Source organism: Ensifer adhaerens (assembly GCF_002940685.1).
In the GTDB taxonomy this organism is placed as follows: Bacteria; Pseudomonadota; Alphaproteobacteria; order Rhizobiales; family Rhizobiaceae; genus Ensifer; species Ensifer adhaerens_E.
The window spans coordinates 56,584-79,577 of the sequence record NZ_PNFP01000021.1; the positions used below are offsets into that span (position 1 = coordinate 56,584).

Genomic DNA, 22,994 nt, shown 5'->3' on the forward strand with positions numbered 1-22,994 from the left:
TGTGAAAGGGAGTATTCGTCATGGCATCAGGCCTCTTCTCCGGTTCGAGCGCGCGTTCGACCAAAAACGGCAAGCTCGCGGACATCTCCGTCGAGGAACAGCTGAGTGAGCTTCGCGACGACGTCGCAACGCTCGTTGCCTTGCTGGCCGACCGCGGATCGGCGGCATCGAAGCAGGCGCGCAGCAAGGCTCATGACGCGCGCGAGCAGGCCGAAGCGAGCGTCAGCGAACTCTTGGCGAGCGGCGAAGAACTGCTTGCTGAACTTCGCGGCCGCTACTCCGGGACGGAGAAGCAAGTCCGCCAGGCCGTGCGCGAGCACCCGATTGCGACACTTGGCGCCGCCGCCCTGATCGGCCTCGCCGTCGCGGCACTTCTCCGTCGCTGAACATGACGTGGGCCGATAAAGCGGACGGGCGGTTACCACCCCGCCTGTCCCGACCGACGATCGGGGGAAATGAATGGGACCATTGACGGCAGCCCTCTCCGCGCTCCTGGCCGCCGATATCGGTGCAACGGCAGCGCGCGTGAAACGCAACGCGGTCCTATGGGGCATCATAGGATTGCTGCTTGTCACCGCCTATGTCTTCGGCCTCGCAGCCACATACCTCTATCTCAGCGCGCTATACAGTCCGGTCGCTGCCTCCGCCGCGATCGCGATCGCGTTTTTCGTGACCGCGCTGGTGCTGTTCGGCATCATGGCCATGCTGCAAGGTCGCGACCGCCGCCTGGCCGAAGAACGCCGCCGCCGCAGACAGATGCAAACCAATCTGACCCTGATTGCCGCGGCGGGCATCCTGCGCAAACAGCCGCTGCTCGCTGTGGCTACGGCCCTTGCGATCGGTGCACTCGTCGGAACCGGCAAACGGCGCGAGCGCCGACGTGACGACTGACCTTCAAGCAAGGCTTCCCAAACCAGTCGCGACCTTTCCCGCCGGGGACGTTGGTGCCTGGCCGGAAAGCCTTGCACGCTTGCGCCTGTCGGCCATTCCGGCGGCGGTCAACGCTCTAAAGAGGCAGGCGGATGAGCGCGGTGACGCCGGCTGGCAGGTACTCCACCTTGACCGAGCTGCCCAATACCTTGTCGAGGCTGCGCTCGATCAGGATCGAGCCGAAGCCGCGTCGCTTCGGCTCGCGCACCGGCGGTCCGCCGACTTCGGTCCAGGTGAGATGAAGAACGTTGTCGCCATCCTCGACCATGTTGCGCGCCGTCAGCACCACCTTCCCCTTCGGCACCGATAGCGACCCGTATTTGACGGCATTGGTCGCAAGCTCGTGCAGAACCAGACCGAGGCCAACCGCCTGGTCGGGGCCGAGCGATATCTCGTCCTTGTGGATCTCGATCTGCTCCGCATAGCAGTTGACATGCGGCAGCAACTGCTTTGCGATCAGGTCGGCGAGCCGAATGGTGCCCCATTCGTGATCCGAAAGCAGGCCGTGCGCTTCGGAGATCGCCTGCAATCGCCCGGCAAAGGCGGTCATGAACTCGGCCGGATCGCTCGTCTGGCGCAATGTCTGGCGGGCGAGCGATTGCAGCATCGCGAGCGTGTTCTTGACCCGGTGGTTGAGCTCCTTCAGCAGGAGCCGGGTGCGCTGCACCGAAGCCTGCTGGTCGGTGACATCGATCGTGACGCCGATGAACGTCAACGGATTGCCCTTGGCGTCGCGGTCGTGCACGCGTCCGCGCCCAAGCAGCCAACGGCCGGTGTCGCCGACCCGGAACATGCCGTCGTACTCGTCGTCGGCCTTCATCGCCTGGCGCAGCTTGGAAAAAGTCGCACCGCGGTCGTCGAGATGGATGGCACCGAAAATCTCGCGCGCGCCGACGAAACTGTCGGCCGGCAGGCCGAACATGCGTTTCATCGCGCTGTTGCCGGCGATCGCCCCGGAGCGGATATCCCACAGCCAACTGCCGATGTTCGCCGCTTCGAGCGCCATGGCGTGGCGCTGCTCCTCGCGCGAAAGCGCTGCCTCTTTCAGCGCGCGCCGGCGCGCCTCGTCCTTGATCTTGAAGAGGGAAGCGGCGAGATCGGCGAGCCGGCCCAGCTGGTCCATCAACGCTTGCGCCACGTTGGCGCGCGGCTTGTCGTCGAGAACGCAGACGGTGCCGACGGCCTGTCCATCGAGAACGATCGGCGCTCCGGCATAAAAACGCAGGAAGGGCGGCCCCACGACCCGCGCGCGCCGCATGAACCGCGGATCAGCCGATGCGTCGAGCACGACGAGACGGGCATCGGCCTCGGCCGCCACCTGCACGCAGAAGGATTCCTCCGATGAAGCCCGGGTCTCGTCGGTTCCGACGGCGGCCTTGAACCACTGCCATTCGCGGTCGATCAACGTCACCAAGGCGATCGGCGCGTCGAAGAGGCCGGCAGCGATTTCAACGATGCCGTCGAAGTCCCGATCCGGCACCGCCATGTCGGGCACGGTCGCATGCAGGACGCTCAGGCGCTCGGGCGCGTCGAGCAGTCTCATGGCGGGCGGGTCTGTCGTTTCTGTCCTCATGCGCATCCGGTCTCAATTCCCATCGGAGCGGGCTGGGGCATCCCTTGTGGACCGCACCCGCATCTCGCTCGGTTCTGGGCGTATCGACCCAAAATCGTCATGATTGCGCTCTGCCGCCACCAGCCGCCGTCCCTCTCGGGGTCAAGCCGTCAGTGAAAGCAGGACACCGCCGCTTTTGCAACGGTGCCCGGTTCGAAAGTTTCCTCAGGAAACAAAGGCGCGCGACGTGATCGGGGCCGACGTCTCGTCCGGGCCGTAGTCGTTTTCGCCCTTCACCTGAAGGATGTCCTGCAAGCGCTGGCGCGCGCGGTTCACGCGGCTCTTGATGGTTCCGAGCGCGCAGCCGCAGATCGTCGCCGCTTCCTCGTAGGAAAAGCCGGAGGCGCCCACGAGGATGATCGCTTCACGCTGGTCGGGCGGCAGCATCTCCAGCGCCTTGCGGAAATCCTGCAGGTCCAGCGAGCCGTATTGCTCGGGGTGATGGGCCAGGGACTCGGTGAAATGTCCGTCGCTGTCCTGAACCTCGCGCCCGCGCTTGCGCATCTGGCTGTAGAGCTCGTTGCGCAGGATGGTGAAGAGCCAGGCCTTCATGTTGGTGCCCATCTCGAAGTGGTCCTGCTTTGCCCAGGCCTTCATGATCGTGTCCTGAACCAGGTCGTCGGCACGGTCGTGACGGCCGATCAGCGACATGGCGAAGGCGCGAAGGCTCGGCAACGCGGCCAGCATCTCACGCTTGAAATCATTCTTTTCGGATGACATTCCGGTACTTACTCCCTGCCCTGCAGCGCCGATTGCTGCTCGGCCGCGTCGAGTTTTTCCAGAAGATCGAGAAAACGCGCGGGTATCGCCTCTTCCTGCACGGACTGATAGAGCGCCTTCAGCTTCGCTGCGATTTGCGCATTCGGATCTAAGGTCGTGCCGGTGGTCCGCCCTGCCCCTGTTTTATGTTTCATTTTCAATCTGTCGCCTTCAACTGTCCATAATCGCCAAGACTGTCCATAGCCGCCTTAACGCCGCTGAAAATTGAAATGTTCCCTCGCGGAACCTTTTTTTACGAAGAACGTTCTCGCAACGTCACCGTAAAACGATTTTCGAGGGAGTTCCTCTATGACATTGTCCACGCGGATCGCACCGCTCCTGCCGTATCTGCGCCGCTATTCACGCGCGCTGACCGGTTCGCAGACATCAGGCGACGCCTATGTGGCCGCCGTTCTCGAAGCGCTGATCGCCGACACGTCGATTTTCCCCGAAGCAAGCAATGATCGCGTTGGCCTGTTCCGCCTGTTCACCTCGCTCTTCGGTTCCTCGTCCGTGCTTGTCCCGGAACCGGTCTCTCCGTTTGCCTGGGAACAGCGCGCGTCGATCAATCTCGCAACCGTCTCGCCCCTTGCCCGCCAGGCTTTCCTCCTGGTCTCGGTCGAAGGGTTCCGGCCGGAAGAAGCGGCCGAAGTTCTCGATCTCAGCACCGACAAGGTCGGCGGCCTCCTGGACCGCGCCTCGCAGGAAATCTCGCGCCAGGTTGCGACCGATATCATGATCATCGAGGACGAGCCGCTGATCGCCATCGACATCGAACAGATGGTCGAAAGCCTCGGCCATCGCGTCACCGGCATCGCCCGCACGCGCGACGAAGCGATCGCGCTCTACAAGAAGACCCGCCCCAGCATGGTGCTCGCCGACATTCAGCTTGCCGACGGCAGCTCCGGCATCGACGCGGTCAACGATATCCTGAAGACGAGCGCCATTCCGGTGATCTTCATCACCGCCTTCCCGGAGCGGCTCTTGACCGGCGAACGGCCGGAACCGACCTTCCTAGTCACCAAACCGTTCAATCCGGACATGGTCAAGGCGCTGATCAGCCAGGCCCTGTTCTTCAACGAATCCACCAAGGCGGCGGCCTGAGTGCGACGGCATGCCTCCTTTGACGTAACCAGTCAAAGGACAAGACCTGCCGTCCTATGAAGCCCGGCAGCGGCGGGCATCCGAAAGGGTGTTCGCCGCTGCCGGTCGTTTTGCGTTTGCTTTTGACGAAACAACCCGATCGTCCTGACCGGATCTAACCGTCATCATTTCAGCACCGATCCGGCGAGTTCACCGTCGCTCTTTTGCCGTGCCGCAGCCGTTGCCGAATGAGATGCGAAGGCAGCTCCCAGAAACACAACAGCCAGTGCCGAGGGAAGGCACTGGCTGGTATGTGCAACTCACTCGGGGAGTGTGAGTTGTAGGCCGGCGGTCTGCCTCCGGCGCGGCATTGGGGGCTATGCGCGCCACCGTCCGGTCAAAGTCAAAATGCGCGACACGGCAAAAGGTTCCATGGCCCGCGACAACCTTTTTGGCGGCCGTCGTCACGGCATCTTGTCGAGTTCGTCACGGTGGCGATAGAGCGCCAGGAAGCGGCGGTAATCGCGATCATAGGCGTCGCGAACCGCCGGGTTCGGCAAGCGCTCGTGCCCGTCCGATGCCATTTCAGCGCCGGCCGCAGCAAGGTCCGCATGCATGCCACCGGCCACCGCCGCCGCCATTGCCGTTCCGAGCAGCACCGCATCCGGCGCATCCGGCGCAACGACACGGCAGCCGGTAACGTCGCAATAGAGCTCCATCAGCAGCGCATTGCGAACGTGGCCGCCGGTCACGTGCAGCGTGTCGAGCTGGTAGCCGACCTCCCGCATCATCTCCAGGATATGGCGGATCCCGAGCGCGATCGCGACGCAGGTGCGCCAGTAGAGTCGGCAAAGCGCATCGAAGGAGGAATCGAGCGGCAGGCCGCTGATGACGCCGAGGCCATGGGGATCGGCAAGCGGCGAACGGTTGCCGTGGAAATCGGGCAGCACATGCAGCCGATCGGCAAAGGCAACCCCCTGTTCGGCACGCAGTTCCTGAACCCGCGCAATGATCCGCCCATGGGTTTCGGCGGTCGGCTCAAGGCCCCCGCCATGCAGCCTGACGATATGGTCGAGCAGCGCGCCGGTCGCCGACTGCCCGCCCTCGATCAGCCAGGCGCCGGGAAGAACCGCTTCAAAGTAAGGCCCCCACATGCCGAAGCCGGGTTTCATGTCCTTGGAAAAGGCGACGATGCAGCTCGACGTTCCGGCAATCAGCGCCAGCTGCCTTTCAAGCTTCTCCGGCTTGCCGATGAACCCGCCGACGACGCCGAGCGCGCCGGCATAGGCGTCGATCAGGCCGGGCGCCACCTGGCAGGCTTCGTCGAGTCCGAGTTCGGCTGCAGCAGCAGCGCTCAAGCGACCGACCGAACTTCCGATCGGCAGGCTTTCCTCCGGCAGCCCGCCGCGCTCGACGAGATCCTCAAGTCCGATCTTTGCGAGATAGTCGGGCTGCCAGCCGCGCTTCTCATGCGCCAGGTAGTTCCATTTGGCCGTCAGCGTGCAGCGCGAACGCGCCGCACTGCCGGTCGCCCGCCAGGAAAGATAGTCGGCGAGATCGAAGAAGAAGCCCGCCTTCTGCCATTGCTCAGGCAGGTTGCGCTTCAGCCACATGAGCTTCGGCGTTTCCATTTCCGGCGACATCACGCGTCCGGAAAAATCGAGCACCGGATGGCCGGTCGCGGTGACGAAGTCCGCCTCGGCGAGCGCCCGGTGGTCGAGCCAGACGATCGTGTCCCAGCGCGCCTCACCCTTGCGGTTGACCGAGAGCGGCTTGCCCTCGCGGTCGCGCACCACCAGCGAGCAGGTGGCATCGAAGCCGATCGCCGCAATGCTTTGCGCGATGATCCCGGCCTTCTCCTTCGCCGCCCTGACCGCGCCGCAGACGGCGCGCCAGATATCTTCGGAATCGTGCTCGGCGTGGTTTTCTTCCGGACGGTTCATGGCGATCGGCAGGTCGTGACGCGCAAGCAGCCTGCCCTTGCCGTCAAAAATACCGGCGCGCGCACTGCCGGTACCGACATCGACCGCAACGACGAATTCACGCATCAAAGAAAGTCTCCGCCCCCAAGATCACGATGATTTGGGGTCCATTCGACCCAATCACAACCGTGATCGATTGTCATGAAGGAGAGCGGAAGTGCAGGCGGAAAACCGCGCACAAGTTCCTCGTCCCGCTCCCGTTTCGTCCCTGCTATCGGCCGACAAACTGTAACAATTCGCCCATGTCGTCAAACAGCACGTCGGGACTGAGAGCGGCGAGACTTTGCCGGTGCTTGTCGGTGCGCGCGTGGCTGCCGCCGGCAAACGCAAAGACCCGCATGCCCGCGGCCTTCGCCGCTTCGATGCCGGCCGGACTGTCCTCGACCACGATGCAGTCGTGAGGATCGAAGCCCATCTGGCGGCTTGCGTGGAGAAAGAGATCCGGTGCCGGCTTGCCGTGCCTCACCATGGTGGCGGAGAAGATGTTGGGCTCGAAGAGGTCGATGAGCCCGGTAACGGTCAGCGACAGCCGGATGCGTTCTGGCTGGCTGGACGAGGCGACACAGCATGCACCCTTCAGGCCCTCGACGGCCTCCCGGATGCCACCGATCGGCTGGAGTTCGGTGCGAAAGCGCTGATAGAGGCGCAGGCGCATGCCCTCAAGGAAAGCGTCGTCGGTCGCAAGCCCGTATTCGTCATGCAGGATCGCCGACATGCTCTTCAGGCTGCGCCCGAGGAAGCGGTCGTTCGCCTCCTCCGTCGTCATGGAAACGCCGGCGGCCGAGAGCACATCCACCAGCACCTCCAGCGAGATCGGTTCGCTATCGACGAGCACCCCGTCGCAATCGAAGATCACCAGCCCGGACGCCGCATCCGCCATCGCACTCTATCCCTCAAGCTTGCCGTCCAGATAAAGCTGGAGCGTAGCGCGCGTACCCTTTTCCCAGAGGGTTTTCAATGCATGGGCGAAACGACGGCGGAAGAGGTCGGAGCGCGCGACGTCGCCGAAGATGTCGCCGAGGGCCAGAAAGGCCATCGGATCGTCCTTGGCGGCCAGTGCCGCCCTGTTCAGCCGGTCGGCGCTCTGGTCGTTGAAGGCGATGGTCTTGCCGCTGTCCGTCGTGCCGGCGAAGTAGCGGCACCATAGCGCCGAGACGAGCGACAGGCCGACGACGTCCTCGCCACGCGTCAGCCGGTCGGCGGTCGACGGCAGGATGAACTTCGGCTGCCGGTTGGAGCCGTCCTGGGCGAGCCGGGGAATGGTGTCGCCGATCTTCGGGTTGGAGAAGCGCGTCTCGATCAGCCTGTAGTAATCGCCGAGATCGGTGTTCGGCACCGGCGGAATGACCGGGATGATCTCGTCATGTTCGAGCTTGGCGAGGAAGGCGCGGATCAGCGGCTCCTCCATCGCCTCGTGCACGAAGTGGATGTCGAGCAAGGCGGCTGGGTAGGCGATCGCCGCGTGGCCGCCATTGAGGATGCGGATCTTCATGTGCTCATAGGGCGCGACGTCGGGCACGAATTGAACGCCCACCTTCTCCAGCGCCGGACGGCCGAGCGGGAAATGATCCTCGAGCACCCACTGCTTGAATTCCTCGCAGAACACCGGCCAGGCATCCTCGATGCCGTAGTCGTCGGCGACGATGCCGATCTCGCGCGCGCCGGTTGCCGGCGTGATCCGGTCGACCATGCCGTTCGGGAAGGCGACATTGGCGTCGATCCAGTCGGCAAAGGCCGGATCATGGAGACGGGCAAGCCCCGAAACCGCTGCGTGGGTAACCTCGCCATTGCCCGGGATATTGTCGCAGGACATCACCGTGAACGGCGGCACGTTTCTGTCGCGACGCGCCTTCAGCCCGGCAACGATCAGGCCGAACACCGTCTTCGGCGCTGCGGGGTTCTGCGCATCGGCAACGATATCAGGATGGGTCGGGTTGAAAACGCCCGAGGCCGGATCGATGAAGTAGCCGCCTTCGGTGATCGTCAGCGACACGATGCGGATCGCCGGATCGGCAAGCCTGGCGACGATCGCCGCGACGTCACCGGGTGCCAGATAGTCGATCATCGCGCCGGTGATATGGGCACCGGTGCGATTGTTGTCCTGCTCGACAACGGTCGTCAGGAAGTCCTGCGCTGCGAGCTTCGCCCGCATCGTTGTATCGGAGGCAAGAACGCCGGCGCCGATGATCGCCCAGTCGCGGTCGTGGCCGGCATTGAAGAGATCGTCGAGATAGACGGCCTGATGCGCCCGATGGAAGTTGCCGACGCCGAAATGCACGATGCCCGCCGTCAGTTGCGACCGGTCGTAGCTCGGCACGCCGGCTTTGGCCTTGATCGTGTCGAGGGCGGCAAGTGAGAGTTTGGTCGTCATGATCCCTTGTCCTTTCGAGGCTTCACCGGCCGGCGCCGGTTCAGCTCATCCAGTTGCCGCCGTCGACGTTGTAGGTCTGCGAAACGACGTAGTCGCTCTCCGAGGAGGCAAGGAAGATCGCCATGCCCGTCAGGTCCTCGGCGGTTCCCATGCGGCCGAAGGGCACTTCGGCGCCGACGAGCTTCTTCTTTTCGCCGCGGGGGCGGTTCTCATATTTGGCAAACAGCGCGTCGACGCCGTCCCAGTGCTCGCCGTCGACCACGCCGGGCGCGATCGCGTTGACGTTGATGCCGTGCTTGATGAGGTTGAGGCCGGCCGACTGGGTGAGGCTGATGACCGCCGCCTTGGTGGCGCAGTAGACAGCAACCAGCGCCTCGCCTCGGCGCCCCGCCTGGCTTGCCATGTTGATGATCTTGCCGCCCCTGCCCTGATCGATCATCTGCCTGGCTGCGGCCTGCATCGTGAACAGCGTTCCGGAAACGTTGATCGCAAACAACCGGTCATAGCTTTGGCGGCTGATTTCGACGATCGGCGCAAGATCGAAGAGCGCTGCATTGTTGACGAGGATATCGAGCCCGCCCGCTTGCCGGACGACGGCGGCAATCGCCTCGTCGATCGAGGCTTGGTTCGTCACATCCATCTCGACCGCATAGGCGCCGGCACCGATCTCGGATGCTGTCTGACGCGCCCGCTCGATGTTGATGTCGGCGATCGCGACCGTGGCGCCCTCACGGATGTAGGCCTCCGCAAAGGCACGACCGATCCCTCGCGCAGATCCGGTGATCAGCGCGCTCTTCCCGTCGAGCCTCTTCATCGAACCGCCAGCCCCTTTTCGTCGAACCTGTGGACGCGCTGCGGATCCGGCGTCAGGAACACCCGGTCGCCGTGGGTCACGGCGAAATCACCGCTGACACGCGCCGTCACCGTGCCCACCCCGCCGTCGACATTGACGTGCAGAAAGGTGTCGGAGCCGAGATGTTCGGCGACGCCGACTGTGCCCTGCCAGGTCCCACTGTCCTTCGAAAGCGCCAGGTGTTCGGGACGAATGCCCATCGTATGCGCCTGGTAGGCGGCAGCCGCAGGACCGGATACGATGTTCATGCGCGGCGAGCCGATGAAGCCGGCAACGAACAGGTTGTCCGGCTTGTGGTAGAGGTCGAGCGGCGAGCCGACCTGTTCGATACGACCACGATTGAGCACCACGATCTTGTCGGCCATGGTCATCGCCTCCACCTGATCGTGGGTGACGTAGATCATCGTCGTCTTCAGGTCCTGGTGCAGCTGGCTGATCTCCAGCCGCATGTTGACGCGCAGCGCCGCGTCGAGGTTCGACAACGGCTCGTCGAACAGAAACGCCTTCGGCTGGCGGACGATCGCCCGGCCGATGGCGACGCGCTGGCGCTGGCCGCCCGAAAGCTGGCGCGGCTTGCGGTCGAGATAGTCGGTGAGGTTGAGTACGCGGGCTGCATCCGACACCTTCTTGTCGATGACAGCCTTGTCCTCACCCGCCATCTTCAAGGGAAAGGCGATGTTCGAGCGCACGCTCATATGCGGGTAGAGCGCGTAGGACTGGAACACCATCGAGAGACCCCGCTGCGCCGGCGGCAGCTCGGTGGCGTTCTTGCCGTCGATGACGATGTCGCCGTCGCTGACGTCTTCCAGCCCGGCGATCAGCCGGAGCAGCGTCGACTTCCCGCAGCCGGACGGTCCGACGAAGACGACGAACTCGCCATTGTTGATGTCGAGGTCGATCGACGGGATGACGGCATGGGCGCCGAAGACCTTCGAAACCTTGCTGAGTGTAATGCTTCCCATTGTCGTATCCCTTATTTGACCGCGCCGAAGGTGAGGCCGCGTACGAGCTGCTTCTGCGAGAACCAGCCGAGTATGAGGATGGGGGCGATCGCCATGGTCGAGGCGGCCGAGAGCTTGGCGTAGAACAGGCCCTCGGGGCTCGAATAGGAGGCGATGAAGGCCGTCAGCGGCGCCGCCTTGGCGGCACTGAGATTGAGCGTCCAGAACGCCTCGTTCCAGGCGAGGATGATGTTCAGGAGCAGCGTCGAGGCGATGCCGGGGATCGCCATCGGTGTCAGCACGTAGATGATCTCCTTGGACAGCGACGCGCCGTCCATGCGTGCGGCTTCAAGGATCTCGCCGGGGATCTCCTTGAAGTAGGTGTAGAGCATCCAGATGATGATCGGCAGGTTAATCAGCGTCAGCACGATCACGAGGCCGGTGCGGGTGTCGAGCAGGCCGGTGTTGCGGAACAACAGATACATCGGCACCAGCACGCCGACCGACGGCATCATCTTGGTGGAGAGCATCCACATGAGCACGTCCTTGGTGCGCTTGGTCGGCGAAAACGCCATCGCCCAGGCGGACGGAATGGCGATGATCAGGCCGATCAGCGTCGAGCCGACGGAGACGACGACCGAGTTCATGAAGTGCAGGAAGTAGTTCGAGCGGCTCTGCACCTCGTGATAGTTCTCCGTCGTCCAGTCGAAGAAGAACAGCGACGGCGGCGAGGCGATCGCCTCGGCCTCGGTCTTGAAGCTCGTCAGGAACGTCCAGAGGATCGGGAAGAAGATCAGGATGCCGATCGTCCAGGCGACGACGGTCACGACGATCTTTCTTTGGGTGGAGACGTTGCGTGCCATGGTTCTCAAGCCTCCAGCGTCTTGCCGATCATGCGCATCAGGAAGAATGCGACGATGTTGGCGAGGATGACGGCGATGATGCCGCCGGCCGATGCACCGCCCACGTCGAACTGCAACAGAGCCTGCGCATAGACGAGGAAGGTCAGGTTGGTGCTCTGCGTGCCCGGGCCGCCATTGGTGGTCACCAGGATTTCGGCAAAGACCGAGAGTAGGAAGATCGTCTGGATAAGGATGACGACCGTGATCGCGCGGGAAAGATGCGGCAGCACCAGATAGATGAAGCGGCTCCATGCGCCGGCGCCGTCCATCTGGGCTGCTTCCTTCTGCTCCTCGTCGAGCGACTGCAGCGCCGTCAAAAGGATCAGCGTCGCAAAGGGCAGCCATTGCCAGGCGACGATCAGGATCACCGACATCAAGGGTGCATTGGCGAGGAAGTCGAAGGGCTGCAGCCCGAAAAGCTTGGCGATCCAGGCAAAGAGCCCGTTGACCGGGTTCATGAACATGTTCTTCCAGACGAGTGCTGCCACCGTCGGCATGATCAGGAAGGGTGCGATGACGAGGATGCGCACGATCCCCTGCCCGAACATCGGTTGGTCGAGCAGAAGCGCCAGCGCGATGCCGCCGACGACGGTGATGAACAGCACGCCGAGAACGATCGCCAGCGTGTTGAAGATCGCCTGGAAGAAGGCGGGATCGGTCAGGAAGTACTTGTAGTTCGTAAAGCCGGCGAACTCTTCCATGCCCGGCATCAGGAGATTGTAGCGCAGGAACGAGAAGTAGATCGTCATGGCCAGGGGAACGATCATCCAGGCCAGAAGCAGAAGCACCGAAGGCGCGATCATCAGCCGCGCGGCGGAGCGTGTGTGCAAGGTCGCCATGGCGTCCCCCAAAAGATGGAATTCAACGCTTGTTCGAAAGCTCGGACCGGCCGCGCACGGGTTACCGCGCGTGCCGCGGAACATCCTGCGGGAGAGCGGCCCGCAGGAGAATTACCGGGGCGCCGGCCATTTGCGGCCAGCACCCCGGGCCCTTGGGAGCCCTACTTGATGTAGCCGGCCTTGGTCATCTCACGCTCGGTGAGCTGCTGGGCGCTGGCAAGCGCCTGATCGACGCTCATCTGGCCGGCAAGTGCTGCCGAGAACTGCTGGCCGACCGCCGTGCCGAGACCCTGGAATTCCGGGATCGCCACGAACTGCACGCCGACATAGGGAACGGGCTTTACCGCCGGGTTCTTCGGATCGGCTGCGTTGATCGAGTCGAGCGTCATCTTCGCGAAGGGTGCCGCCTTCTGGTACTCGGGGTTGGCGTAGAGCGAGGTACGCGTGCCCGGAGGAACGTTCGCCCAGCCTTCCTTGTCGGCGACGAGCTTCAGATAGTCCTTGCCGGTTGCCCAAGCGATGAACTTCTCTGCCGAAGCGACTTTCTGCGAGCCTGCCGGGATGGCGAGGTTCCAGGCCCAGAGCCAGTTGCCGCGCTTGCCAAGGCCGGTGTCGGGAGCGAGCGCGAAGCCGACCTTGTCGGCCACGGTCGATTCCTTCGGGTTGGTGACGAAGGACGCCGCCACGGTCGCATCGATCCACATGCCGCACTTGCCGGTCTGGAACAGCGACAGGTTCTCGTTGAAGCCGTTGGAGGAGGCGCCGGGCGGTCCGGCGTCGTTCATCAGCTTGACGTAGAAGTCGAGCGCGTTCTTCCATTCCGGCTGGTCGAATTGCGGCTTCCAGTTCTCGTCGAACCAGCGGGCGCCAAACGCGTTCGCGGTCGCGGTCAGGAAGGCCATGTTCTCGCCCCAGCCGGCCTTGCCGCGCAGGCAGATGCCATAGATTTCGGCGTTCTTGTCGGTGATCTTGCGCGCCGCGTCGGCAATGAAGTCCCAGGTCGGCGCGTCGGGCATCGTCAGCCCCGCCTTCTCGAACAGGTCCTTGCGATACATCACCATCGAGCTTTCGCCGTAGAAGGGCGCTGCATAGAGCTTGCCGTCGATGGTGAGGCCCGAGCGGATCGCCGGCAGCAGGTCGTCGACATCATAGCCGGCGCCGAGATTGTCGAGCGGCAGGAGCCAGCCCTGCTTCGCCCAGATCGGCACTTCGTAGGTGCCGATCGTCATGATGTCGTACTGGCCGCCCTTGGTGGCGATGTCGGTCGTCACGCGCTGGCGCAGCACGTTTTCCTCGAGCGTGACCCACTCGAGCTGAATGTCCGGATTCTTGGACGTGAAATCCTCCGTCAGCTTCTGCATCCGGATCATGTCGCCGTTGTTCACGGTCGCAATCGTCAGGGTTTCTGCTTGGGCCAGACCCGACAGTGCGACTGCCGAGCACGTGCCCAGCAGGAAAGTTCTCAAGTTCATCGACTTCCTCCCAGAAGAAATTGAGCATTTGCCTCGCTCATGGGCAATTACTCACTTCCCATGACGAAATGTCAATGCGCAATCGTTGCTGCGACGCACACAGAAACATTAGAAGATTGTTTTGATTGTCGATTTTTTCGTTTCGCAAATGCGAAAGGCCGGCGCATTGGCCGGCCTTTTCAAACGTTTCGTATACCGATCACGCGTTGAGCAGATAGCGCGCCGTCGCCTCATCGGTGATGAGGCCATTGATGATTCCGCCCTTTACCGCCGCTCGCAGCGCCTCGTACTTGCGCCGCCCCTTGGCGAGACCGATGACCGACGCCCGATCGCGCGAAGGAAGCGGTACGGAAGCGACGCGCTCGTTGAAGCTGCCGGAGAGCAACGCACCGTCGTGGTCGAACATCCAGCCGCAGATTTCGCCCGCCGCGCCCGCCTTGGTCAGATCGGCCATTTCATCTTGCGCCAGGAACCCGTCCTGGCAGAGCGGTGCATCCGGGCCGAGTTCGCCGACGCCGACGAAGGCGACATTGGCTTCGGCGCCGAGTTTCAGCGCCACCTGCACCAGGCTTTGGCTGTGCAGCACCTCCCGTTCCTCGGCAGACGCGGCAAGAACCGGCAGCGGCATCGGAAAATGCCGGGCCTTCACCGCATCGGCCATGCTGAAGATGACGTTGTAATAGGCGGCCGAACCGTCGAGGCCGATATTGCCGGTGAGCGACACGATGCGGTGCTGCGGACATTCCATCGGCGGCAACTGGTCGACCGCTGCCTTCAGCGTGCGGCCCGTGCCGATCGCCAGCACCTGCGGCTCGGGCGATTTCAGCCAGCGCTCGATCTCGGCGGCCCCGGCTTCTGCAATGCCGACCGTCGTCGAGGTCGAGCCCGGATCGCTCGGCACCACCTCCACATGTTTCAGCCCGTATTTGTCGCGCAGACCCGCGGCGGCCTCCAGGCAGGCGGCAATCGGATGGTCGAGCCGGACCTTGATCAGCCGCTCGGACATGGCGAGAGAAACCAGCCGCTGCGCCGACTGGCGCGAGATTCCCATGACGGTCGCGATCTCGTCCTGGGTGCGGCCGGCGACATAGTACAGCCAGCCCGCCCGGGCAGCATCGTCAAGCCGGTTGTTCGCCTCGCCCCTGCGCGCCATGCCTGTTCTCCATTCCCCCCGATCACGATACTTTTGGATCCTGTCGGTCCAAAAGTATCGTGATCGATCCTCATAAGCAGAGCGGGGTGCGGGCGGAAAACCGCGCACACTTTTCCTCACCCCGCTCTGATTTGCTGCCACTATTTGCCCTGCCCTGTCAAACAGCAGCCAAGAACAACGGCTTGGCGGCTCAGTCGAAAAACCCCACATCTCAAGGCTTTCCGGTCATTTCGGTCGCAAACTTTTACCGTTTGATAAAAAAATAAAGCGTGTTACCGTTCCATCATCCTGAGAAAACATTGGGAGCCAAAAATGGGAACGACACAATCTGGGATCCTCGGCGGCCGCCTGCCGCTCGGGGAGTACGAGAGCAATTTCTCCGACCTCCATCCGCCGCTCGACAAGCACGAGGCCCTCGTCGCTTCCGACCGCTGTTACTTCTGTCATGACGCGCCGTGCATGACGGCCTGTCCCACCTCCATCGATATCCCGCTGTTCATCCGGCAGATATCGACGGGCAATCCGATCGGATCGGCCAAGACGATCTTCGATCAGAACATTCTCGGCGGCATGTGCGCCCGCGTCTGTCCCACCGAAACGCTCTGCGAACAGGCCTGCGTTCGCAACACCGCCGAGGAGCGCCCGGTCGAAATCGGCCGCCTGCAGCGCTATGCGACCGACGTGGCGATGAAAGAGAACAAACAGTTCTACACCCGCGCTGAAACCTCCGGCCGCAGGGTCGCCATCGTCGGCGCCGGTCCGGCCGGTCTTGCTGCTGCCCACCGCCTCGCGGTCAAGGGCCACGACGTCGTGATCTACGATGCTCGCCCGAAGTCGGGCGGCCTCAACGAATACGGCATCGCCGCCTACAAGTCGGTCGACGACTTCGCCCAGAAGGAAGTCGACTACGTGCTGTCGATCGGCGGCATCGAGGTGAAGAACGGCCAGGCTCTCGGTCGCGATTTCACCCTTGCCGATCTTTCGGAACAGTATGACGCCGTCTTCCTCGGCCTCGGCCTTGCCGGCGTCAACGCGCTGCGCCTCGAAGGCGAGAATGCCGAGGGCGTCGATGACGCCGTCGACTTCATCGCCGCCCTTCGCCAGTCGAAGACCAAGGCCGATATCCCGGTCGGCCGCCGCGTCGTCGTTCTCGGTGGCGGCATGACCGCTGTCGACGCGGCGGTGCAGGCAAAGCTGCTCGGCGCGGAAGAAGTGACGATCTGCTATCGCCGCGGCAAGGAGCACATGAACGCCTCCGAATTCGAGCAGGATCTGGCGGCGTCGAAGGGCGTCACCATCCGCCACTGGCTCCAGCCCAAGCGCATCGCCGAGAAGGACGGCAAGGTCGCCGGCATCGAGCTGGAATATACGACGCTCGAAGACGGAAAGCTGACGGCGACCGGCGAAACCGGTATCATAGCTGCCGACCAGATCTTCAAGGCGATCGGCCAGAGCTTCCTCGGCGCCGGCCTCGGCGCGCTGCAACTCGAAGGCGGCCGGATCGTTGCGGACGCCGAAGGGCGCACGTCGCTTGCCAACGTCTGGGCCGGCGGCGACTGCGTGCTTGGCGGCGAAGACCTCACCGTCTCGGCCGTCGCCATGGGCCGCGACGCGGCTGAATCGATCAACCGGGCTTTCGCCGCGGCCGCACCGCGCGCAAGTGCCGTGGCTTAAGATCGGGAGGAGGAACCAATGGCTGATCTTCGCAACAATTTCGTCGGCATCAAATCCCCAAACCCGTTCTGGCTGGCGTCCGCCCCGCCGACGGACAAAGCCTATAACGTCGAGCGCGCCTTCAAGGCGGGCTGGGGCGGCGTCGTCTGGAAGACGCTCGGCGAGGAAGGACCGCCGGTCGTCAACGTCAACGGTCCGCGCTATGGCGCCATCTGGGGTGCCGACCGCCGGCTGCTCGGCCTCAACAACATCGAGCTCATCACCGACCGCGACCTCTATGTGAACCTGCGCGAAATGAAGCAGGTGAAGATGAACTGGCCGGATCGCGCCCTGATCGCCTCGATCATGGTGCCCTGCGAGGAAGAGGCGTGGAAGGCGATCCTGCCTTTGGTCGAAGAGACCGGCGCCGACGGCATCGAGCTCAACTTCGGCTGTCCGCACGGCATGTCCGAGCGCGGCATGGGTGCTGCGGTCGGCCAGGTGCCGGAATATATCGAAATGGTCGTGCGCTGGTGCAAGCAGTACACGCGCATGCCCGTCATTACCAAGCTGACCCCGAATATCACCGACATCCGCAAGCCCGCCCGCGCCGCCAAGGCCGGCGGCACCGATGCCGTGTCGCTGATCAACACGATCAACTCGATCGTCTCCGTCGACCTCGACAACTTCGCCCCCAACCCGACGGTCGGCGGCAAGGGCACCCACGGCGGCTATTGCGGCCCGGCGGTGAAACCGATCGCGCTCAACATGGTCGCCGAGATCGCCCGCGATCCGGAAACCTACGGCCTGCCGATCTCCGGCATCGGCGGCATCACCACCTGGCGCGACGCGGCCGAATTCCTGGCGCTTGGCGCCGGCAACGTCCAGGTCTGCACTGCGGCCATGACCTATGGCTTCAAGATTGTCCAGGAGATGATCTCGGGCCTCTCCGACTGGATGGACGCCAAGGGCCACCGCAATCTCGACGACATCACCGGCCGCGCGGTGCCGAACGTCACCGACTGGCAGTATCTGAACCTCAACTACATCGCCAAGGCGAAGATCGACCAGGACGCCTGCATCAAGTGCGGTCGCTGCCACATTGCCTGCGAGGATACCTCGCACCAGGCGATCACGCAGTTCGTCAACGGCGTGCGCCACTTCGAGGTGATGGAAGACGAGTGCGTCGGCTGCAATCTCTGCGTCAACGTCTGTCCCGTTGAAAACTGCATCACCATGGAAGAACTGCCGGTCGGCACGATCGACCAGCGCACCGGCAAGCCGGTTGATCCGAACTATGCCAACTGGACGACGCACCCGAACAACCCGATGGCCCGCCAGGCCGCGGAGTAAGGGCGCCCGAGCGGGTTCGCCCGCAACGCATCGAACGAAGCCGCCGGACCTCCAGCCGGCGGCTTCGTCGTTCAACTCAGAACTCGACGACCACCTTGCCGAACGGGCCGCGGTCGAGATGCGCGAGCGCTTCCGGCAATTCTGAGAACCGGTAGCGGGCGTCGATGACCGGCTTGATCCCGGTCCGGTCGATGGCACCGGCCAGGTCTTCCAGCGCCCGGCGATGGCCGACGCCGATGCCCTGAATGACCGGCGACTTCAACAGCACGAACGGCGCCGGGGCGGAGATCGCACCGCCTTCGAGCACGCCGATGACGGAGATACGCCCCTGCACCGCCACCGCCTGCAGCGATTTGCCGAGATTGGCGCCACCGGCGAGTTCCAGAATGTGGTCGGCGCCGTGATCGCCGGTAATCTCGAGAACACGCTCGGCCCAGTCCTCCTTCACGCGATCGATGCCGTGGTTGCCGCCGAGCGCGAGGGCGCGGTCGAGCTTTTCCTGGCTGGCCGACGTGACGATAACCTCGGCACCATGCGCCTTGGCGATCTGCAGGCCGAACAGCGATACGCCACCCGTGCCCTGCACGACGACACGGTCGCCGGCCCTCAGCCGCCCCTTCTCCACCAGCGCAAACCAGGCCGTCACCCCGGCGCAGGGCAAGGTGCTCGCCTCGCCGTCATCAAGGCTCTGAGGTGCCTTCACGAACCAGCCTTCGGGAAAGGCGACATATTCCGAAGCGACACCCGGGTTGAGGCCGCCGAGCGCAAAGGACGTCGGGTGGCGGGCCGTGCCCGGCTTCTGGCCGTCGATCCACGTGGGGTCGAAGACGGAAATCACGCGATCGCCCGGCTGAAAACGGGTCACGCCCCGGCCGACCGCCTCGACCACGCCTGCCATGTCGGAGCCCGGCACGAAGGGGAAGGAGAGCGGCATGCCCATGCCGTTCTCCAGAACCAGCTTGTCGCGGAAATTGAGCGACAGGGCGGTCGTGCGCACCAGCACCTCGCCCGGACCGGCCTCAGGAACGCGTCGCTCGGTGACCTTCAGGTTCGATGCGCCGAACGCATCGATCGTCCATTCCTTCATCAGCCTTGCCATGGTCGTCTCCTTTATCGGTTTGATCTGATGAGGAGACCATAGCGTTGAATTTATCTCGCCAGTTGCGATAAGATTTCGCCATATTGGTTCCATGAAGGATACAAACATGAGCGACCTCAATGGCGTCTCGGTGTTCGTGGAGGCGGCCGACGCCGGCGGCTTTTCGGCGGCCGCCGAAAGGCTCAACCTGTCCCGCTCCGCGGTCGGCAAGACCGTTGCCAAGCTGGAGCGGCGGCTGGGCGTTCGCCTCTTCCATCGCACCACCCGCACCCAGAGCCTGACCGACGAGGGTCAGCTTTTCTACGAAAACTGCCAGCGGGCGCTGGCCGAAATCCGCGCCGGCGAAGCCCTGCTGGAATCCGGCAAGCAGGAGATAGAAGGGCGACTGCGCCTGTCGATGCCGGTCCATTTCGGCCGCCAATGCATCATGCCGCTGCTGTCGGAACTGCTGCGGCTGCACCCACGGCTGGAATTCGACCTCAACTTCAGCGATCGCAACGTCGATCTGGTCGAGGACGGCTTCGATCTTGCCATCCGCACCGGCCCGCTGCGCAGCGAGCCGGACCTGATGACGCGCAAGATCGCCGACCAGCCCATGATCGTCTGCGCCTCGCCCGCCTATCTCCAGGCAAACGGCACGCCGGAAACGATCGACGACCTGATGTCGCATCAGGCGATCCTCTACCGCCGCAGCGGCCAGCCGCTCGCCTGGTCCTTTCCGGCAAAGGCCGCTCAGGTGCGGACCGTTACGCCGCCGGCGCGGCTCAGGCTCGACGACCTGACGTCGATCGCCGAAGCAGCGGCAGACGGCTTTGGCATCGCCTGGCTGCCACGCTGGCTCGTTGGCGACCGCATCGCCTCGGGCGCGCTGGTGCGGATCCTCGCCGATGTGCCGGCACTGTCCTATGGCACCTATGTCGTCTGGCCGAAAACCCAGTACATGCCGTCGAAGCTGCGCCTGCTCATCGATACGCTTGCAGCCCGCCTGCCGCCGATGATGGAGTAAGGGCAGCCGAACCGCGCTCAATAACGCTTTGCGCCGATAACGAACAGGACACGAAAACGAAACAGATTGTGTAAGAATGGTAAGTTGTCGGCTCGCGCGATCTGGATAATAAGGAAGAACTCATACGGCGGTGCGTCGCGCGTTCGATCAGGATCGCGGCGCAACCTCCAACGGTTTGACACTGCAGCCGGGCGACGCTCCGGCAGAGCTGGACCTTTTGCTTGACGATCATTTCGGCCAACCGACGCAAGCGGATCCACCTCGTTTCCGGGGCGATCCTCGGCACGTTCGTCCTGGCGCATTTCCTCAACCATTCGCTTGGCCTGATCTCCATCGACGCGATGGAATCCGCCCGCAAGAGCTTCAATCTCATCTGGCATAGCCTGCCCGGCACCGTGTTGCTCTACGGCGCTCTGCTGCTGCATTTCGCCATGGCGCTCGAAAGCATCTACCACCGGCAGACGCTCCGGATGCCGGCGCGCGAGGCGCTGAAGATCATCTTCGGCCTCAGCCTGCCCTTCCTGCTGATCGGCCACGTGACGGCCGCCCGGGTCGAGCCACTCCTCACGGGGATCGATGCGGATTATCCGGACATGCTGCGCATGCTCTGGTCGAATTCCATCAATGCCACGAGACAATCGCTCGCCCTGCTGCTTGTCTGGGGTCACGGCTGCCTCGGCGCCTGGTTCTGGATGCGCGGCCGCGCCTGGTTCCCGCGCTATGAAATCCTGCTTTACACGGTCGCGATCCTCGTACCGATCTTCGCTCTGCTCGGCTTCGTCAGCGGCGCCCGCTCGATCGAAGACGGCTACGCCGAACATGGCGGCTATGGCGACAGGGCCTACAGCAAGCCGGCGGCCGATCTCACCCTTCTCGAGGATATTCGGCTCGGCCTCTATTTCGGCTTCGCCGGCCTGATCGCCGGCACGTTCCTGCTGCGGGCGATGCCGAAGGGCGGACGCATTCGCGTGCGCTATCCCGATGGCCGGGTGGCAACCGTCAATCTCGGCTTCAGCGTGCTGGAAGCAAGCCGCGCCGCCGGGATCCCGCATGTCTCTGTCTGCGGCGGTCGCGGCCGATGCTCGACCTGCCGGGTGCGCATCATCCAGGGCCAGGAAGACCAGCCCCCACCCGAAGATGCCGAGCTTGCCACCCTCACGCGGATCGGCGCCCCCGACAATGTCCGCCTCGCCTGCCAGTTCCGCCCCGTTCACAACGTCACCGTCGTGCCGATCCTCGACAGCGACAGCCTCGGCATCAAGAAGCAGATCGGGCGCGAGGGCGGCGAAGGCCGTGAACGGCGTATCGCCGTGCTCTTCTGCGACCTGCGCGGTTTCACCAGCATTGCCGAACACAAGCTGCCTTTCGACACCGTGTTCCTGCTCAACCGCTACTTCGAGATGGTGGGCGAAGCGGTCGAGGATTCCGGCGGCGTCATCGACAAGTTCATCGGCGACGGCGCGCTTGCGATCTTCGGTCTGAAGAGCACCTACACGGAGGCCTGCCAGCAGTCGCTCGCGGCCGCCGTCAGGATATCCAAGGGAATCGAGACGCTGAACCAGACCTTCCGTGGCGAACTCGACGAGCCGCTGCGCATCGCCATGGGCCTCCACGCGGGCCCGGCGATCATCGGTGAGATCGGCTACGGCCAGGCGACATCGCTGACGGCCGTCGGCGATACCATCAACACGGCGAGCCGCCTGGAGGGCCTCGCCAAGGAGCACGACGTGCAGCTCGCCGCCTCGGCCGAGCTCGTCAACCGCGCGGGCCTGGTGATCGAAGGGCACGAGCGGCTGGACATCAGCCTCAGGGGGCGGCAGGCGACGCTTGAAACCTGGATCGTCGAGGACGCCGCACGCATCTACGCGGCCTTGCAACCGGCCCCGTCGAACGCATAGTGCAACCCCTTGAAAGCGTGAATCAGTTTTCACGCCCGAAGGTGCATACCTTCAAGGCATTGGATCTTTTCACGGTTTCAATGAAGCGCTGAAATGATCTAGTAGTAGAGATCCTTCCCGCCCTCGCCGCCGATCCAATCCGGAAGCCCGCATGAAACAGGACGTCTCCCCGAAAACCGCGCACCAGGTTCATGCCAAGGGCGCCGAGAAGCTGAAGGCGCATCTGGCGATGATGACCTTCGCCGTCCTGATCGCCGGCTCGTTCTCCTTCGGCGGCCTTGCCACCCAGCATATGGGTGCCGGGCCGCTGACGCTCTGGCGTTATCTTTTGACCGTCGTCGTCCTCGGCCTCATGACCTTCGGCTATGCCCGCGTGCCATTTCATTTCCCCAAGCAAGCGTGGCGCTTCGTGATCCTCGGCGGGTTGATCGCCGTCTACATGCTGACGATGTTCAAGGCGCTGGAGTTCACCAATCCGGTTTCAACAGGCGCTGTGTTCACCTTGATGCCGCTCTTGAGTGCCGGTTTCGCCTATCTGCTGCTCGGCCAGCACACGCGGCCGGGCGTGCTCGCCGGTCTCGTCATCGCAGCCCTCGGCGCCGTCTGGGTGATCTTCCGCGCCAACATCCAGGCGATCCTTGCCTTCGATATCGGCCAGGGCGAATTGATCTTCTTCGTCGGCGTCGTCTGCCATGCGGTCTACGTGCCGCTGATCCGCAAGTTCGGCCGCGAGGAAAGCCCCTTCGCCTTCGGCTTCTGGGTTGCGGTCTTCACCGTGCCCTGGCTGCTGGTGCCGGGCGGCGTCGGCCTCGTCACCGCCGATTTTGCCGCCCTTCCCGCGGTCGTCTGGATCGCCGTCCTCTATCTCGCCGTCGTCACGACAGCGATCACCTTCCTGCTGCTGCAATACGCCTCGATGCGGCTGCCGGCATCGAAGGTGCTCGGCTATGGCTATCTGACCCCAAGCTTCATCATTGTGCTCGAAGGTCTGCTCGGCCACGGCTGGACCAGCCTGCCCGTCCTTGCCGGCGCACTGACCACGGCCTGCGGCCTGCTGTTGATGGCGCTCCTGCCGGATTGAAAGCGGA

The 22,994-nt window shown here is 63.7% G+C and carries 21 protein-coding genes; 8 read left to right on the forward strand and 13 right to left on the reverse strand.

Translation table 11 applies throughout. The annotated features are described in order from the left end of the window. The first annotated feature begins 20 nt into the window (after positions 1 to 20). Together C1A35_RS30775 and C1A35_RS30780 are read left to right on the forward strand one after the other, a co-directional pair. Entirely contained in the window at positions 21 to 386 is a 366-nt protein-coding gene (locus C1A35_RS30775; RefSeq protein ID WP_104668028.1) for a DUF883 family protein, read from the forward strand. A 73-nt stretch (positions 387 to 459) separates the two neighbouring features. Then, the gene (locus C1A35_RS30780; RefSeq protein WP_104668029.1) at positions 460 to 891 is read left to right on the forward strand and encodes a hypothetical protein; all 432 of its coding nucleotides are present in this window, start codon (positions 460 to 462) and stop codon (positions 889 to 891) included. A gap of 115 nt (positions 892 to 1,006) precedes the next feature. Here the strand turns inward: C1A35_RS30780 and C1A35_RS30785 are convergent, their stop codons facing one another. The 3 genes from C1A35_RS30785 to C1A35_RS30795 all read right to left on the reverse strand — a co-directional run bounded on the left by C1A35_RS30785 (position 1,007) and on the right by C1A35_RS30795 (position 3,456). Beyond that, positions 1,007 to 2,509, reverse strand: coding sequence for a sensor histidine kinase (locus C1A35_RS30785; RefSeq protein WP_104668030.1), 1,503 nt, complete (start codon positions 2,507 to 2,509; stop codon positions 1,007 to 1,009). A gap of 198 nt (positions 2,510 to 2,707) precedes the next feature. After that, the gene (locus C1A35_RS30790) at positions 2,708 to 3,262 is read right to left on the reverse strand and encodes an RNA polymerase sigma factor (RefSeq protein ID WP_034794051.1); all 555 of its coding nucleotides are present in this window, start codon (positions 3,260 to 3,262) and stop codon (positions 2,708 to 2,710) included. A gap of 8 nt (positions 3,263 to 3,270) precedes the next feature. After that, positions 3,271 to 3,456, reverse strand: coding sequence for a NepR family anti-sigma factor (locus tag C1A35_RS30795; RefSeq protein ID WP_104668031.1), 186 nt, complete (start codon positions 3,454 to 3,456; stop codon positions 3,271 to 3,273). A gap of 154 nt (positions 3,457 to 3,610) precedes the next feature. Between C1A35_RS30795 and C1A35_RS30800 the strand changes: the two genes are divergently transcribed. Continuing rightward, complete coding sequence (locus C1A35_RS30800; RefSeq protein WP_077960044.1) at positions 3,611 to 4,405, forward strand: response regulator; 795 nt, start codon at positions 3,611 to 3,613, stop codon at positions 4,403 to 4,405. 443 nt (positions 4,406 to 4,848) lie between these two features. Here C1A35_RS30800 and C1A35_RS30805 read toward each other — a convergent pair whose 3' ends face one another. The 9 genes from C1A35_RS30805 to C1A35_RS30845 form a co-directional block, all read right to left on the reverse strand. Then, positions 4,849 to 6,432, reverse strand: a complete 1,584-nt coding sequence (locus C1A35_RS30805; RefSeq protein ID WP_104668032.1) for an FGGY-family carbohydrate kinase — start codon at positions 6,430 to 6,432, stop codon at positions 4,849 to 4,851. A gap of 145 nt (positions 6,433 to 6,577) precedes the next feature. Next, positions 6,578 to 7,246: an HAD family hydrolase gene (locus C1A35_RS30810; protein ID WP_104668033.1), complete on the reverse strand. Its 669-nt coding sequence runs from the start codon at positions 7,244 to 7,246 to the stop codon at positions 6,578 to 6,580. A gap of 6 nt (positions 7,247 to 7,252) precedes the next feature. Then, positions 7,253 to 8,737: a mannitol dehydrogenase family protein gene (locus C1A35_RS30815; protein WP_104668034.1), complete on the reverse strand. Its 1,485-nt coding sequence runs from the start codon at positions 8,735 to 8,737 to the stop codon at positions 7,253 to 7,255. Between the two features lie 40 nt (positions 8,738 to 8,777). Further along, the gene (locus C1A35_RS30820; protein ID WP_104668035.1) at positions 8,778 to 9,551 is read right to left on the reverse strand and encodes an L-iditol 2-dehydrogenase; all 774 of its coding nucleotides are present in this window, start codon (positions 9,549 to 9,551) and stop codon (positions 8,778 to 8,780) included. Further along, positions 9,548 to 10,552 (reverse strand): ABC transporter ATP-binding protein, encoded by a 1,005-nt coding sequence (locus C1A35_RS30825; RefSeq protein WP_104668036.1) that lies wholly within the window; start codon positions 10,550 to 10,552, stop codon positions 9,548 to 9,550. Before C1A35_RS30825 ends, C1A35_RS30820 begins: the two co-directional genes overlap by 4 nt. An 11-nt stretch (positions 10,553 to 10,563) precedes the next feature. Continuing rightward, positions 10,564 to 11,394 carry a carbohydrate ABC transporter permease gene (locus tag C1A35_RS30830; protein WP_104668037.1) on the reverse strand — a complete coding sequence of 277 codons (831 nt, stop codon included), beginning with the start codon at positions 11,392 to 11,394 and terminating at the stop codon, positions 10,564 to 10,566. A gap of 5 nt (positions 11,395 to 11,399) precedes the next feature. Then, on the reverse strand, positions 11,400 to 12,272 hold the full coding sequence (locus tag C1A35_RS30835) for a carbohydrate ABC transporter permease (RefSeq protein WP_104668038.1): 873 nt from the start codon (positions 12,270 to 12,272) through the stop codon (positions 11,400 to 11,402). A gap of 161 nt (positions 12,273 to 12,433) precedes the next feature. Next, on the reverse strand, positions 12,434 to 13,744 hold the full coding sequence (locus C1A35_RS30840; protein WP_104668039.1) for an ABC transporter substrate-binding protein: 1,311 nt from the start codon (positions 13,742 to 13,744) through the stop codon (positions 12,434 to 12,436). Positions 13,745 to 13,943: 199 nt separating this feature from the next. Further along, entirely contained in the window at positions 13,944 to 14,897 is a 954-nt protein-coding gene (locus C1A35_RS30845; RefSeq protein ID WP_104668040.1) for a sugar-binding transcriptional regulator, read from the reverse strand. Positions 14,898 to 15,209: 312 nt separating this feature from the next. Between C1A35_RS30845 and C1A35_RS30850 the strand changes: the two genes are divergently transcribed. Beyond that, entirely contained in the window at positions 15,210 to 16,571 is a 1,362-nt protein-coding gene (locus C1A35_RS30850; protein ID WP_104668041.1) for an NAD(P)-dependent oxidoreductase, read from the forward strand. A gap of 18 nt (positions 16,572 to 16,589) precedes the next feature. After that, positions 16,590 to 17,903 carry an NAD-dependent dihydropyrimidine dehydrogenase subunit PreA gene (gene preA / locus C1A35_RS30855; RefSeq protein ID WP_104668042.1) on the forward strand — a complete coding sequence of 438 codons (1,314 nt, stop codon included), beginning with the start codon at positions 16,590 to 16,592 and terminating at the stop codon, positions 17,901 to 17,903. Positions 17,904 to 17,979: 76 nt separating this feature from the next. On the opposite strand, the gene C1A35_RS30860 is transcribed toward preA, so the two are convergent. Continuing rightward, the gene (locus C1A35_RS30860; RefSeq protein WP_104668043.1) at positions 17,980 to 19,002 is read right to left on the reverse strand and encodes a zinc-dependent alcohol dehydrogenase family protein; all 1,023 of its coding nucleotides are present in this window, start codon (positions 19,000 to 19,002) and stop codon (positions 17,980 to 17,982) included. A gap of 106 nt (positions 19,003 to 19,108) precedes the next feature. On the opposite strand from C1A35_RS30860, the gene C1A35_RS30865 reads away from it, so the two are divergent. The 3 genes from C1A35_RS30865 (at position 19,109) to C1A35_RS30875 (ending at position 22,987) form a co-directional block, all read left to right on the forward strand. Further along, entirely contained in the window at positions 19,109 to 20,008 is a 900-nt protein-coding gene (locus C1A35_RS30865; RefSeq protein WP_104668044.1) for a LysR family transcriptional regulator, read from the forward strand. Between the two features lie 221 nt (positions 20,009 to 20,229). Then, a complete protein-coding gene (locus C1A35_RS30870) occupies positions 20,230 to 21,906 on the forward strand; it encodes an adenylate/guanylate cyclase domain-containing protein (RefSeq protein ID WP_104668045.1) in 1,677 nt (558 codons plus the stop codon). A gap of 151 nt (positions 21,907 to 22,057) precedes the next feature. Then, positions 22,058 to 22,987 carry a DMT family transporter gene (locus C1A35_RS30875; RefSeq protein ID WP_234823067.1) on the forward strand — a complete coding sequence of 310 codons (930 nt, stop codon included), beginning with the start codon at positions 22,058 to 22,060 and terminating at the stop codon, positions 22,985 to 22,987. Positions 22,988 to 22,994 lie beyond the last annotated feature (7 nt).